This is a genomic window from Roseomonas nitratireducens (assembly GCF_017813355.1).
Taxonomy (GTDB): Bacteria; Pseudomonadota; Alphaproteobacteria; order Acetobacterales; family Acetobacteraceae; genus Neoroseomonas; species Neoroseomonas nitratireducens.
In genome coordinates this window covers 17,249-30,366 of sequence record NZ_JAGIYZ010000021.1, presented here as the reverse complement: position 1 = coordinate 30,366, position 13,118 = coordinate 17,249, and the positions used below count along the sequence as shown (strand labels likewise).

11 protein-coding genes are annotated in these 13,118 nt (G+C 70.1%); 6 read left to right on the top strand and 5 right to left on the bottom strand.

Annotated elements, in window-relative coordinates; translation table 11 throughout:
* Positions 1 to 34: 34 nt before the first annotated feature.
* Positions 35 to 289, bottom strand: coding sequence for an Lrp/AsnC ligand binding domain-containing protein (locus J5Y09_RS18910; RefSeq protein WP_198374231.1), 255 nt, complete (start codon positions 287 to 289; stop codon positions 35 to 37).
* A gap of 164 nt (positions 290 to 453) precedes the next feature.
* Between J5Y09_RS18910 and J5Y09_RS18905 the strand changes: the two genes are divergently transcribed.
* The 5 genes from J5Y09_RS18905 (at position 454) to J5Y09_RS18885 (ending at position 8,655) form a co-directional block, all read left to right on the top strand.
* Entirely contained in the window at positions 454 to 1,506 is a 1,053-nt protein-coding gene (locus J5Y09_RS18905) for an ABC transporter ATP-binding protein (protein ID WP_209353381.1), read from the top strand.
* Positions 1,503 to 2,495, top strand: coding sequence for an ABC transporter ATP-binding protein (locus tag J5Y09_RS18900; RefSeq protein WP_209353380.1), 993 nt, complete (start codon positions 1,503 to 1,505; stop codon positions 2,493 to 2,495). The genes J5Y09_RS18905 and J5Y09_RS18900 overlap by 4 nt, the downstream gene beginning before the upstream one ends.
* A 76-nt stretch (positions 2,496 to 2,571) precedes the next feature.
* Positions 2,572 to 3,684: an efflux RND transporter periplasmic adaptor subunit gene (locus J5Y09_RS18895; RefSeq protein WP_209353379.1), complete on the top strand. Its 1,113-nt coding sequence runs from the start codon at positions 2,572 to 2,574 to the stop codon at positions 3,682 to 3,684.
* Positions 3,685 to 3,702: 18 nt separating this feature from the next.
* A complete protein-coding gene (locus J5Y09_RS18890) occupies positions 3,703 to 6,828 on the top strand; it encodes an efflux RND transporter permease subunit (protein ID WP_209353378.1) in 3,126 nt (1,041 codons plus the stop codon).
* Between the two features lie 63 nt (positions 6,829 to 6,891).
* Entirely contained in the window at positions 6,892 to 8,655 is a 1,764-nt protein-coding gene (locus J5Y09_RS18885; protein ID WP_209353377.1) for a thiamine pyrophosphate-dependent enzyme, read from the top strand.
* Here J5Y09_RS18885 and J5Y09_RS18880 read toward each other — a convergent pair whose 3' ends face one another.
* Positions 8,656 to 9,051, bottom strand: coding sequence for a carboxymuconolactone decarboxylase family protein (locus J5Y09_RS18880; RefSeq protein ID WP_209353376.1), 396 nt, complete (start codon positions 9,049 to 9,051; stop codon positions 8,656 to 8,658). It abuts the gene before it with no gap.
* Positions 9,052 to 9,101: 50 nt separating this feature from the next.
* Here J5Y09_RS18880 and J5Y09_RS18875 point away from each other — a divergent pair, with 50 nt between their 5' ends.
* Positions 9,102 to 9,593 (top strand): flavodoxin family protein, encoded by a 492-nt coding sequence (locus J5Y09_RS18875; protein WP_209353375.1) that lies wholly within the window; start codon positions 9,102 to 9,104, stop codon positions 9,591 to 9,593.
* On the opposite strand, the gene J5Y09_RS18870 is transcribed toward J5Y09_RS18875, so the two are convergent.
* Genes J5Y09_RS18870 through J5Y09_RS18860 form a run of 3 tightly spaced genes read right to left on the bottom strand, consistent with a single transcriptional unit; the run spans position 9,590 to position 13,094 of the window.
* A complete protein-coding gene (locus J5Y09_RS18870; protein WP_209353374.1) occupies positions 9,590 to 10,411 on the bottom strand; it encodes an amidohydrolase family protein in 822 nt (273 codons plus the stop codon). The two genes, J5Y09_RS18875 and J5Y09_RS18870, sit on opposite strands and share 4 nt — an antisense overlap.
* 2 nt (positions 10,412 to 10,413) lie before the next feature.
* On the bottom strand, positions 10,414 to 11,256 hold the full coding sequence (locus tag J5Y09_RS18865; protein ID WP_209353373.1) for a hypothetical protein: 843 nt from the start codon (positions 11,254 to 11,256) through the stop codon (positions 10,414 to 10,416).
* Complete coding sequence (locus J5Y09_RS18860; protein WP_342451505.1) at positions 11,256 to 13,094, bottom strand: gamma-glutamyltransferase family protein; 1,839 nt, start codon at positions 13,092 to 13,094, stop codon at positions 11,256 to 11,258. Before J5Y09_RS18860 ends, J5Y09_RS18865 begins: the two co-directional genes overlap by 1 nt.
* Positions 13,095 to 13,118: the final 24 nt, after the last annotated feature.

Sequence of the window (13,118 nt, the reverse complement as noted above, 5' to 3'; positions counted from 1 at the left end):
GAAGCGGCGGCGCCTTCGTGGCGCCGCGCCACAATCAGCCGCGGGGGCCCGAGAAGGCGTTGAAGGTCTGCAGCGTGTAGGTGTCCTTCACGCCGGGCACGGTCTGGATCTTCTCCACCACGAACAGCCCGATGTCGCGGTCGGCCTCCAGGTAGAACTTCCCGAGCAGGTCGTACTGGCCGGAGATGGAATGCATCTCCGACAGTTCCTCGATGCCGTCGGCCATGTCCCGGGCGACGCGATAGGCCTGGCCCATGTCGCACTTGATCATGACGAAGATCGCCCGCATCGGCCTGCCTCCAACCCGTCCGGGGCCCTCCTAGCACGGACGGCGGCGACGCGGCATGCTGCCGCTGGAATGGGCGAAACGCCCGAGGCTTGGGCAGGCATGCCGGCGGCCACGGAGTCGCCGGGGCGGGAGGTCGCGGCACGATGGTTGCTAGTCCTGAAGACATGACACAGCTCACCCAGGCGCCCGATCGCGGCGGCCCCGCCCAGCCGCTGCTCGAAGTCCGCGGCCTCGTGAAGCATTTCCCCATCCGCGGCGGGCTGTTCGGCCGCCAGGTCGCGGTGGTGCGGGCGGTGGACGGGGTGGACCTGTCGATCCGCAAGGGGGAGACCCTCGGCATCGTCGGGGAGTCCGGCTGCGGCAAGTCGACCACCGCGCGGCTGCTCATGCGCCTGCTCGACCCGGATGCGGGCGAGATGGTGTTCGATGGCGAATCCGTGGGCGGCAACGACCAGGCCGGCGGCATCGCGCTGCGCGACTATCGCCGCCAGGTGCAGATGGTGTTCCAGGATTCCTACGCCTCGCTCAATCCGCGGTTGACGATCGAGGAGACCATCGCCTTCGCGCCGAAGGTGCACGGCGTCTCGGCGGCCGAGGCCCGGGAACGCTCGCACGACCTGCTCGCCGCCGTCGGCCTCGCCCCCGCGCAGTTCGCCCGCCGCTATCCGCACGAATTGTCGGGCGGCCAGCGGCAGCGCATCAACATCGCCCGCGCGCTCGCGCTGCAGCCGCGCCTTGTCATCCTCGACGAGCCGGTCTCGGCGCTGGACAAGTCGGTCGAGGCGCAGGTCCTGAACCTGCTCATGGACCTCAAGGAGAAGTTCGGCCTGACCTACGCCTTCATCAGCCACGACCTGAACGTGGTGCAGTACATCAGCGACCGGGTGCTGGTGATGTATCTCGGCAAGGTGGCCGAGACCGGGCCGGTCGAGGAGATCTACGAGCGCCCGGCGCATCCCTATACGCGCGCGCTGCTCGCCTCCCGCCCCTCCATGGATCCGTCGCGTCGACGGACCGAGCCGCCGCTGACCGGCGACCCGCCGAACCCCGTCAACCCGCCCTCCGGTTGCCGCTTCCGCACGCGCTGCCCGATGGCCGAGGCTGTCTGCGCCGAGCGCGAGCCGCCCTCCGCGGGCCTGACCGCCGGCCATGAGGCTGCCTGCCACGCCGTCACGCCAGGAAGCGGCCATGGCGCCGCCCCGAGGATCGCCGCATGAGCGCCGCCCTGAAGCTGGAGCCCGGCGCTCCGCTGGTCCGTGCCCGTGACCTGAGCGTGCGCTTCGTCAACCGCGACACGACGGTCCATGCGGTGAATGGCGTCGACCTCGACCTCGCGCAGGGGGAGGTGCTGTGCCTGCTCGGTGAATCCGGCTCCGGCAAGTCGGTCACGCTGCGCGCGCTGATGAAGCTGCTGCCGAAGCAGGCCAAGGTCGGCGGCAGCATCGAGGTCGCCGGCCGCGACGTGCAGGCGATGAACGAGCGCCAATTGGCCGATTTCCGCGGCGGCGACGTCGCCATGATCTTCCAGGAGCCGATGACCGCGCTCGATCCGGTCTTCACCATCGGAAGGCAGATCGCCGAGGCCGTGCAGCGGCATGAAGGGGCCTCGCGCAGCGCGGCGGAGGCGCGGGCGCTCGAACTGCTCGAGCTGGTCCAGATCCCCTCGGCGAAGCGGCGGCTCGCGGCCTACCCGCATGAGTTGTCCGGCGGGCTGCGCCAGCGCGCGATGATTGCGGTGGCGCTCGCCTGCAAGCCGAAGCTCCTGCTCGCCGACGAGCCGACCACCGCGCTCGACGCCACGGTGCAGATCCAGGTCTTGCTGCTGCTGCGCGAGTTGCAGGCGCGGCTCGGCATGGGCGTCATCTTCGTGACGCATGACCTCGGCGTGGCGGGCGAAATCGCCGACCGCGTGGCGGTGATGTATGCCGGACGGGTGGTCGAGGAAGGGCCGGTCGGGCCCTTCATGGCGGGCCCGCTGCATCCCTATCCGCAAGGTCTGCTGGGCGCGACGGTGCATGGCGGGATGCGCGGCAAGCGCCTGACGACCATCCCCGGCGCGCCGCCGAGCCTCGAGAAGCTGCCCGAAGCCTGTTCCTTCGCGCCGCGCTGCCCGATCGCCGAGCCGGCCTGCCAGCAGGGGGTGCCGGAGGCACGTCCGATGGGGCCCGGGCGGATGGCCCGCTGCATCCGAGCCGCCATGCCGTGACCCCCCCCCGCGGCCCGCAGGCTTGCCGAATTCCTCCATAGGTATCAGATAGATTCGGTAACTGGGCGGGCTGACGATGCGAACGATCACCCAGGTCGCGATACTGGTCGTGCTCGGCAGCGCCGGCGCGGGTTGGCACTTCTACGCCGACAAGCTTGGCGTGCCGCCGCCCGCGCAGTTGCTCGGCCTGCAGCCGGCGCAGCAGGCGGCCAGGGGTGGCGGGCCGGGCGGGCCGGTCGGCGTGATCGTCCAGCCGGTGCGCGTGGCACCCGTCGTCGAGCGGGTGGAGAGCGTCGGCACCGTGCGCGCCCGCGAAGCCGTGACCATCACCAGCAAGGTCGCCGGCATCGTCGAGACCATCCGCTTCACCGAAGGCCAGCTGGTTCCCGCGGGCGAGACGCTCGTGCAACTCGACGCCGCGGCGCTGCGCGCCGAACTCGACCAGGCGCGCGCGTTGCTCGACGATGCGCGAAACCAGTTGGTTCGCGCGCGACAGCTGCAGGCGGGCCAGACCATCGCGGCGCAGCGGCTGGAAACGCTGGAAGCGCTGGCGCGCCAGGCCGAAGGGCGCGTCCGCCAGGCCGATGCGCGGCTCGAGGAGCTTCGCGTCATCGCCCCCTTCGCCGGTCGCGTCGGGCTGCGCGCGGTCAGTCCCGGCGCGCTGATCCAGCCGGGCACGGCGATCACGACGCTCGACGACACGGCGCGCGTGCGGGTGGAATTCGCGGTGCCGGAGGTGCACCTGGCGCGCATCCGCGTCGGCAGCGGCGTGACGGCGCGCAGCAACGCCTATGGCAGCCGCCGTTTCCAAGGCACGGTGGCGGTGATCGACACGCGCATCGACCCCGCCACGCGCTCCGTGCGCGTCATCAGCGAGTTCGACAATTCGGACGAGGCGCTGCGCCCCGGCCTCTTCCTCACCGTCGAGTTGGTGCTGGAGGAACGCGAGCGCGCCCTTCTCATCGCTGAGGAGGCGATCGACCCGGTGGGCGACCGCGCCTTCGTCTTCGTGGTGCGCGATGGGCGCGCGCGGCGGCAGGAAGTTCGGCTCGGCCTGCGCCTGCCGGGCGAAGTCGAGGTCCGCGAAGGCTTGAACGCCGGCGAGCCCGTGGTCGTGCGCGGCATCCAGAGGCTGCGCAACGACCTGCCCGTGCGCGTCGTCGAGACGCTGACGCGACCGACGAGCTGACAGGAAGGGCGGCAGGCGATGGTCCTATCGGACGTCTCGATCAAGCGGCCGGTCTTCGCGACGGTCATCTCGCTGATGCTCACCGTGCTCGGCATCTTCGCGCTGCTGCGCATGCCGATCCGCGAATACCCGGCCATCGACCCGCCGATCATCCAGATCACCACCACCTATCGCGGCGCCTCCGCCCCCGTCGTCGACAGCCAGATCACCGAGATTCTCGAAGGCGCCGTCGCGGGGATCGAGGGGATCAAGACGATCTCCTCCCAGTCGCGCGACGAGCGCAGCCAGATCACGCTCGAATTCCGCCTCACGCGGAATGTCGACAGCGCGGCGAATGACGTGCGCGACCGCGTGGCGCGCGCGCTGGCGCGCCTGCCCGAGCAGGCTGACACGCCCGTGGTTGCGAAGGTGGACGGCGACAGCCGCCCGATCCTGTGGATCGCGCTGGCCTCGGACCGGCTGACACCGCTCGACCTGACCGACCTCGCGCGACGGCGCATCGTCGACCGGCTCGCGATCGTCGAGGGCGTGGCGCAGGTGCTGATCCAGGGGGAGCGGCGCTTCTCGATGCGCGTGTGGCTCGACCGCCAGGCCCTCGCGGCGCGCAACCTCACGGTCCAGGACATCGAGGACGCGATCCGGCGCGAGAACATCGAACTGCCGGGCGGGCGGATCGAGAGCCAGCAGCGCGAGCTGACGGTCCGCACCGACAGCCGCATGAGCCGCCCCGAGCAGTTCCGCGAGATCGTCGTCACCCGCGGCGCCGGCGGCGCTCAGGTGCTGCTCGGCGAGGTCGCGCGGATCGAGGTCGGCGCCGAAGATACGCGCGGCGCCTATCGGATCAACGGGCGTCCCGCGATCGGCCTGGGCATCCTCCGCCAGTCCACGGCCAACACCCTGTCCGTCGCCAATGGCGTGAAGGCGGAGATGGACCTGATCCGCCCCTCGCTGCCCGAGGGCGTGGACACGATCGTCGGCTACGACGAAAGCCTTTTCATCAGCCAGTCGATCTACGAGGTCGAGCACGCGCTGATGATCGCGCTGCTGCTCGTCATCGGCGTCATCTTCCTGTTCCTGCGCAGCGTGCGCGCGACGATCATCCCCTCGGTCGCGATCCCGGTGTCGATCATCGCGTCCTTCATCGCCATGGCCGCGCTCGGCTTCTCGGTGAACGTGCTGACGCTGCTCGGCCTCGTGCTGGCGATCGGCCTCGTCGTGGACGACGCGATCGTGGTGCTGGAGAACATCCATCGCCGGATCGAGGAAGGGGAGGACCCGCTGCTCGCCTCCCTGCTCGGCGCGCGGGAGATCGCCTTCGCGGTCATCGCGACGACGCTCGTCCTTGTCGCGGTGTTCGTGCCGCTGTCCTTCATGGGGGGGAACACCGGGCGGCTCTTCACCGAGTTCGGGCTCGCGCTCGCGGCCTCGGTGCTGTTCTCCGGCCTCATCGCGCTGACGCTGACGCCAATGATGTGCTCGAAGCTGCTGAAGGCGCATGAGGGCGAGACCTGGCTTGTGCGCGTCACTGAGCCCTTCTTCCTCGGCATGAATGGTGCCCTGCGCTGGACTCTTGACCGGGCGCTGCGTGCACCGATCCTCGTGATGGGTGCATCGGCCGTCATCTGCGCCTTCTCGGTCGTGCTCTACAACGTGCTGCCCAAGGAATTCGCGCCGACTGAGGATCGCGGCGTCGTCATCATCCCGACGACGGGGCCCGAGGGCGCCTCCTTCGGCTATACGATGGAGCATGTGACGCAGATCGAGCGCCTGCTGCAGCGCTACGTCGAGAACGGCGAGGCGGTGGCCGTCTTCGCCACCGTCGGCGGCTTCCAGCGGCCGGCGGTTGGGAATGTCGCGAACATCTTCATCCGGCTGTCGCCTTGGGCCGAACGGTCGCGCAAGCAGCAGGAGATCGCCGCCGAGGTCTTCCCGCGCATCGCGCAGATCCCGGGCGTGCGCGGCTTCGCGCTGAACCCGCCCTCGCTCGGCCAGCGCGGCTTCCAGCCGCCCGTGCAGTTCGTCATCGGCGGGCCCGACTACGACACGCTCGTGCAGTGGCGCGACGCCTTCCTCGAACGCGCGCGGACGAATACGCGCCTGCTCAACCTCGACCACAACTTCAAGGAGACGAAGCCCGAGGTGCGGGTCGAGATCGACCGCCGCAAGGCCGCCGACCTCGGCATCTCCATCGCCGCCGTGGGTCGTACCATCGAGACGATGATGGGCTCGCGCGAGGTGACGACCTACGTCGTCGGCGGGCAGGAATACAAGGTGCTGCTGCAGGCGCCTGACGAGCTTCGCCTGTCACCCTACGACCTGCAGAACGTGTTCGTGCGCACCTCCTCGGGCGGGCTCGTGCCGCTGTCGAACGTCGTCACGCTGTCCGAACGCGCGCGGGCGCAGACCCTGGCGCGCGAGGACCGGGTGCGCGCCATCACCATCACCGCCTCGCTCGCGCCCGGTTACTCGCTGGGCGACGCGCTGGCCTTCCTCGATGGCGTGGCGCGGGAAGTGCTGCCGAGCGAGGCGCGGATCTCCTATCGCGGCCAGTCGCTGGAATTCCGGGAATCCTCGGGCGCGCTCTACGTCACCTTCGCCATGGCCCTGCTTGTGGTGTTCCTGGTGCTCGCCGCGCAGTTCGAGAGCTTCATCCACCCGCTCGTGATCCTGCTCTCGACCCCGCTCGCCATCACGGGCGGCCTGTTCGGCCTCTGGTGGACGGGGCAGTCGCTCAACGTCTTCAGCCAGATCGGCATGATCCTGTTGATCGGGCTCATGGCGAAGAACGGCATCCTGGTGGTGGAGTTCGCGAACCAGCTGCGCGACAGGGGAATGACGGTCCGAGATGCGGTCCTGGAAGCCTCGGTCGTCCGGCTGCGACCGATCCTGATGACCTCGATCGCGACGGTGCTCGGCGCGGTCCCGCTCGCCATGGCCACGGGCGCGGGGGCGGAAAGCCGCCAGGCGCTCGGCGTCGTCATCGTCTGGGGCATCAGCTTCTCGACCTTCGTCACGCTCTATGCCGTGCCGGCGCTGTACCTTCTGCTCGCGCCCTACACCAAGCCGATCGGTGCCATCGCGGCGAGGCTCGCCGCGCTCGAGAGCCAGCCGCGCGCCGGGCACGGCCCCCAGCCGGCGGAGTGACGCGCGGGGCGGGAGGCGTTAGCCTCCGCCCCACGATGATCGTGATTCGGGAAGGACGGCCGAATGGTTGAGGCGCGGCGCGCCCCTCAGGGGCGCACGGGAGGAAAGCTGCTGGCGGATGCGCTGGTGGCCCAGGGTGTGACGCATGCCTTCTGCGTGCCGGGCGAGTCCTATCTCGACCTGCTCGATGGCCTCTATTCGGTGCGAAATCGGCTCCAGTTGGTGACCTGCCGCTTCGAGGCCGGCGCCGTCCACATGGCGGAAGCCTATGGCAAGCTCACCGGCAAGCCGGGTGTCGCCATCGTCACGCGCGGCCCGGGCGCCTGCCACGCCGCGATCGGCGTGCATGTGGCCTTCCAGGATTCGACCCCGCTCGTGCTGCTGGTCGGCCAGATTCCGGTCGAGGAGACCGATCGCGAATCCTTCCAGGAAGTCGACTACCGCCAGATGTTCGGTCCGCTCGCCAAGTGGGTGACGCAGATCGACGACGAGAAGCGCATCCCCGAATTGATGGCGCATGCCTTCGACGTCGCGACCTCCGGCCGGCCAGGCCCCGTGGTGGTCGCGATCAGCGAGGAGATGCAGAAGCGCCTCGCCGCCGTGCCCGACATCGGCCCGGCCGAGGTGCTGCCGCCGAACCCGGCGCCTGAGGCGCTGCCGCGGCTGATGCAGATGCTCGCCGGCGCGCAGCGGCCGCTCGCCGTGCTCGGCGGATCGCGCTGGACCGCGCAGGGCAAGGCCGACATCCGCGACTGGCTGCTCGCCAACGACCTGCCGGTCTCGGTCGCCTTCCGGCGCATGGGGCTGTTCGACGGGACCTCGCCCAACTATGTCGGCGACCTCGGCGTCGGCGCCGATGCGGGCCTCGTCGGCAAGGCGAAGGAAAGCGACCTGATCATCGCCATCGGCACCCGGATCGGGGAGCCGGTGAGCCAGGGCTACACCCTGCTCGACATGGCCGGCGCGACGCCGATCGTCCACGTCTATCCCGACCAGGCGGAGATCGGGCGCGTCTATCGCCCCGCGCTCGGCATCGTCTCGGAGGTCAACGCCTTCGCCGCCGCCGCCAAGGCCGCGGGCGCGGTGAAGAAGCCGGGCTGGAGCGCCTGGACGAAGGAGCTGCGTGCGCTGCGCGTCGCGCAGGCCGTGCCGCCGGAGTACGAGGGCCCGCTGAACCTCGCCTCCGCGCTGCAGGCGCTGGAGAAGGAACTGCCGAAGGACACGATCTTCACGACGGATGCGGGCAACTTCGCGACCTGGCCGAACCGCTTCATGCATTTCGGCGAGAAGCAGGATTTCCTCGGGCCGACCAACGGCGCCATGGGCTACGCGGTGCCTGCCGCGATCGGCGCCAAGATCACGCATCCCGAGCGCGCGGTGATCGGCTTCGTCGGCGATGGCGGCTTCCTGATGACGGGGCAGGAGATCGCCACCGCCTTCCACCATTCGGTCAATCCCGTGATCCTGGTTTTCAACAACCAGATGTACGGCACCATCCGGATGTACCAGGAACGGACCTATCCGCACCGCGTTTCGGGCACCGCGCTAACCAACCCCGATTTCGCCAAATTCATCGAGGCCTTCGGAGGCCATGGCGAAATCGTCGAGCGCACCGAGGAACTGGTGCCGGCGGTCAAGCGCGCGCTCGCCTCCGGCAAGCCGGCGCTGGTCGAGGTGCGCACCAACCCCGAGCAGGTGACCAATCGCGCCACTATCGCCGACCTGCGCGCGCAGGCGGCGAAGGCGGCCGGCGGGACGCCCACGCCCGAGACGGCGAAGGCGAGCCGCACGCCCGCCCCGCGCCGCACCGGGCCGCGCGCGCGCTGATCAGGCGCGCCCCTGCTCCTTCAGGACGTCCTCCGCCGTCCGCATCGCGGCGATGGCGGCGGGGAAGCCCGCATAGGCGCAGGAGTGCGTGATGACCTCGGCGATCTCCTCCGGCGTGCAGCCATTATTCAGCGCGCCGACGAGATGGCCGCGAAGTTCGTGATGCTGGCTCATCGCGACCAGCATGCCGATGGTGATCATGCTGCGCTCGCGGCGCGTCAGCGTGCCGCGGGTCCAGAGGCTGGCGTAGGGGAATTCCTCCGACAGGTGCCGCAGCGCCTGGTTGAGCGGCGTGGTGGTGGCGTCGCGGCGGGCCATGTAGCCTTCGCCCAGCACCTCCCGCATCGCTTGCCGACCGGTGTCGCGCAGTGCCTCGTGGGCGGTTTTGTCCGTCATGCGGTTCGCTCCCCTATGCTTGCCTGGCGAGTGTAGGCGCGGGGACGGCGATGACGAAGACGCTGCTGATCGTCTTCCATTCCATGACCGGCGGCACGCGGCAGATGGCCGATGCCGTGGCGGCCGCGGCGGCGGGGCAGGGCGCCGCGGTGCGGCTGCTGCGCGCGGCGGATGCGAAGGCGGAGGACGTGCTGGCCGCGGACGGCTACGTCTTCGCGACGCCGGAGAACCTCGCGGCCATCTCGGGCCTGATGAAGGATTTCTTCGACCGGACCTACTATGCGGCGCTCGGTCGGATCGAGGGGCGCCCCTGCGCGTTGATGGTCTGCGCCGGCAGCGACGGGACGAACGCGGTGCGCCAGATGGCGCGCATCGCGACGGGTTGGCGCCTGCGGCACGTGGCGGAACCGCTCATCGTCTGCACCCATGCCCAGACGCCGGAGGCGATCCTCGCGCCCAAGACGATCCCGCCCGAGGACCTTGCCCGCTGCGAGGAATTGGGCGCGGCGCTCGGCGCCGGCCTTGCGATGGGAATCTTCTAGGCGGGCGGCGTCCAGCCGATCCAGTCGCAGACCGCCCCACCCATCACGCGGTCCATCTGCGGGCCGCGAAGCCAGGGCAGTTCCTCGGTGAAAAGGGTGATGCACTGGCGCCAGTTGCACGGCATGCGCGTGATGTCCGTGCCCCAGAAGCAGCGATCCGGGCCGAAGGCGTCATACAGGCGGTGCAGCCCGTCATGGATGTCGCGGAAGGGATAGGGATCGAGCGAGTAGCCCGGCGCGCCCGTCGCCTTCAGCGCGACATTCGGAAAGCGGGCCAGCGCGCAGACCTCGGCGAGGTTCTCGAAGGCCGCCGCGCCCTTCGCGTGGCGGATCAGCCCGCAATGGTCGATGACCAGCCGCAGGCGCGGATGCCGTTCGGCGATGCGCGCGAATTCCGGCAGGAAGCGCCAGGCCATGGTGGCGATGGGCAGGCCTTCCTCCTCCGCCACGGGCCAGAGCCAATCCATCGTGCCGTCGAAGGGCCAGCGTTGCTGGTCGGCGCGCACCAGCGGGTAGCGCAGCCCGCACTGGCCGGGCCGGGACCGCCAGCCGCGCAGCGCGGCGCGGCTGGCCTCGGGCTGGTCGAGCGGCACCTGGCCGAGCACGGCGAAGCGCTTCGGGTAGCGCGCCGCCGCCGCCTCCGAGATCGCATTCGCGTCCGGGTCCCAGGAGACCGGCGGGTGCAGCACGGCGGCGTCCACGCCGGCCGCGTCCATCTCCACCAGCAGTTCCTCCGCCGTGAAGACTGAAACCTGCCGATGGTCGCCACTCGGCGTCCCACTGCCCCAGATATGCACCTGCGCGTCGATGATCCGCATGGTCAGGCTCCCGGAAGACGCATGGAGGAAAAGCGCGTGTCGAGATGCTCGATCTCGAGGAAACCCATGTCGGTCCCGAACGCCTTGTAGATCGGGAAGGTCTTCATCGGCCCCAGCGTCGCCGCGCTTTCGAGCGGCCCGATGAAGCTGCAATCCGCATCGGCGAAATGCGGCTGGCGCATCCAATGGGCAAGTTGCAGCGCCGTCAGCGCATGGAAGCCGCTGTGCGGGTTCAGCGCGCGGCGAAACTCCGTGCGGCCCAGGCGCAGGAAGGGCTCGTCCGGCAGCGCATCGCGCCAGCGCTCGGTCACGCCGGGCCGGAGATCCCCGTCGATCCAGGTCTTCAGCGTCGGGCCCGACGGGTTCCACTCGAAGCGGTTCGGCATCAGCAGGCGGCGCGGGCCGAAGGCGTCCTGGAACCCCAAGATCTTGCCGACGAAGCCGGGATCGGCGACGCGCAGATCGTCTTCTGAAAAGCAGAACAGGTCGTAGGCGTTGCGCGCCTCGGCGAACAGCCGCCGCGTCGCGAAGCCCAGCATCCGTGGGTTGTCGACCTGCACGCGCACATGCCGCACGCCGCGCGCCTTGGCATGGTCCTCGTCGAGCAACTGGTCCGTGCCGTTGGTCAGAACGCAGATGTCGAGCCCGTCGACATTGCCGCGCAGCCTTTCGAAGCGCTTGTGCTCGATGTTGATCGTCGTCGTCGCGCCGAAGGTGCCGCGCCAGGAATCGATCACCTGGCGCAGCACGGAAGCCCGCTGGTCGCGGCGATGCGCATCGGTGGAGGAATGGGTCGACCCGTCCTCCGCCCGAAAGAAATGGACGATGGCGAGCAGGACGCGCATCAGCGCCCCACCGCGTAGCCCTGCATGCCGCGCGGGTTCGCCCCGGCGCGGATGGTGCCGTCAGGCTCGATCCGCGCGCCGGTCAGGCGCCCTTCGGACCATTCCCCGCCCATCTCCGCCACGTGGCCGCGCGCGATGAGTGCCTCCAGCACCTCGGGCGCGTAGCGGCCCTCGATCACCACCTTCCCGGGCTTGGCGCCGCGCGGCCAGAAGCTGCTGATCCAGTGCTCGGAATGGAAGGACGGCAGGTCGATCGCCTGCTGGATGTTCATTCCATGATGGATCATGCGCAGCAGCATGATGGGCTGCCACTGGTCCTGCTGCTCCCCGCCCGGCGTGCCGAAGCTCAGCCACGGCTTGCCCTCGCGCAGCACCATCGAGGGCGAGAGCGTCGTGCGCGGCCGCTTGCCCGGCGCGAGCCCGTTCGGCAGCGTCTCGTCCAGCCAGAACATCTGGCAGCGGCTGCCGAGGCAGAAGCCGAGTTCCGGGATGGCGGGGGAGGATTGCAGCCAGCCCGCGGACGGCGTCGCGCTGACCATGTTGCCATGGCGGTCGATGACGTCGACATGGCAGGTATCACCGCCCGAGGCGCCGAGGCGCGAGACCGTCGGCTCGCCCGACCCTGCGGCCGCCGCCAGTTCCTGCGCGCGGCGGATCGCGGCGGCATAGTCGGTGCGCGGCGCGCGGCCATCCGGCGATCCGGGGCGGAACTCCATCGAGCCGCGCTCGCCGATCAGGGTGCGGCGGGCCTCGGTGTAGGCAGGCGACAGCAGCGTCGCCATCGGCACGTCCACGAAGTCCGGATCGCCGTAGAAGGCCTCCCGGTCCGCGAAGGCGAGCTTCTGCGCCTCCACCACATGGTGGATGAAGTCCGCGCCGACCGGGTCCATCGCGCCGATGTCGAAGCCGGCGAGCAGCGCCAGGGTCTGGAGCATCGCCGGCCCCTGGCTCCAGGCCCCGCACTTCAGCACCGTGTGGCCGCGATAGTCGAAGGCCAGCGGCGCTTCCACCGGCGCCGACCAGCGCGCCATGTCGTCGGCCGTGATGACGCCGCGATGGCGCCGGCCGGAGGTGTCCATCGCCTCGGTCGCCGCGGCGAAGCGGCCGATCGCCTCGGCGACGAAACCGCGATACCAGGCGTCGCGCGCGGCATCGACCTGCCGTTCCCGGTTGCCGCCGGCGGCCTCGGCTTCGCGCACCACGCGTTCATAGGTGTCGGCCAGCGTCGGGTTGGCATAGAGCCCGTTCGGCTCCGGCCCGCCATTGCGCAGCCAGAGCGCGGCCGATGTCGGCCATTCGCTCTCGAACAGCGGGCGGACGCTCTCAATCGTCGCGCGGATGCGCGGGACCATCGGCGCGCCGTGGCGCGCATAGCCGATCGCGTAGGCCAGGACATCCCGCACCGACCAGGTCCCATGGTCGCGCAGCATCAGCATCCAGGCGTCGAAGGCGCCGGGCACGGGTGTGGCGAGCAGCCCGGTGCCCGGCATGATCTCATGGCCATGGGCGCGCATGTGCTCGACCGTCAGCCCCGCCGGCGCAGGGCCCTGGCCGCAGATCACCTGCTGCGTTCCGGTCCGGGCGCTGTGCAGGATGATCGGGCAGTCGCCGCCCGGTCCGTTCAGGTGCGGCTCGACGATCTGCAGCGCGAAGCCGGCCGCGGCCGCCGCGTCGAAGGCGTTGCCGCCGCGTTCCAGCACCGCCATGCCGACCTGGCTCGCGAGCCAGTGGGTGGAGGCGACGGCGCCGAAGGTGCCGATGATCTCGGGGCGGGTGGTGAACATGCTGGGCGGTTCCTTGGCGGGAAAGCCGATCATTTCCGGCGAGACAGCGGACATCCCGGCACTTCCTCGGTCTTGCGC

What these genes read in the sequence shown, in the direction of transcription:
- J5Y09_RS18910 (WP_198374231.1), bottom strand. Translation starts at nt 289, where the DNA reads ATGCGGGCGATCTTCGTCATGATCAAGTGCGACATGGGCCAGGCCTAT.
- J5Y09_RS18905 (WP_209353381.1), top strand. Translation starts at nt 454, where the DNA reads ATGACACAGCTCACCCAGGCGCCCGATCGCGGCGGCCCCGCCCAGCCG.
- J5Y09_RS18900 (WP_209353380.1), top strand. Translation starts at nt 1,503, where the DNA reads ATGAGCGCCGCCCTGAAGCTGGAGCCCGGCGCTCCGCTGGTCCGTGCC.
- J5Y09_RS18895 (WP_209353379.1), top strand. Translation starts at nt 2,572, where the DNA reads ATGCGAACGATCACCCAGGTCGCGATACTGGTCGTGCTCGGCAGCGCC.
- J5Y09_RS18890 (WP_209353378.1), top strand. Translation starts at nt 3,703, where the DNA reads ATGGTCCTATCGGACGTCTCGATCAAGCGGCCGGTCTTCGCGACGGTC.
- J5Y09_RS18885 (WP_209353377.1), top strand. Translation starts at nt 6,892, where the DNA reads ATGGTTGAGGCGCGGCGCGCCCCTCAGGGGCGCACGGGAGGAAAGCTG.
- J5Y09_RS18880 (WP_209353376.1), bottom strand. Translation starts at nt 9,051, where the DNA reads ATGACGGACAAAACCGCCCACGAGGCACTGCGCGACACCGGTCGGCAA.
- J5Y09_RS18875 (WP_209353375.1), top strand. Translation starts at nt 9,102, where the DNA reads ATGACGAAGACGCTGCTGATCGTCTTCCATTCCATGACCGGCGGCACG.
- J5Y09_RS18870 (WP_209353374.1), bottom strand. Translation starts at nt 10,411, where the DNA reads ATGCGGATCATCGACGCGCAGGTGCATATCTGGGGCAGTGGGACGCCG.
- J5Y09_RS18865 (WP_209353373.1), bottom strand. Translation starts at nt 11,256, where the DNA reads ATGCGCGTCCTGCTCGCCATCGTCCATTTCTTTCGGGCGGAGGACGGG.
- J5Y09_RS18860 (WP_342451505.1), bottom strand. Translation starts at nt 13,094, where the DNA reads ATGTCCGCTGTCTCGCCGGAAATGATCGGCTTTCCCGCCAAGGAACCG.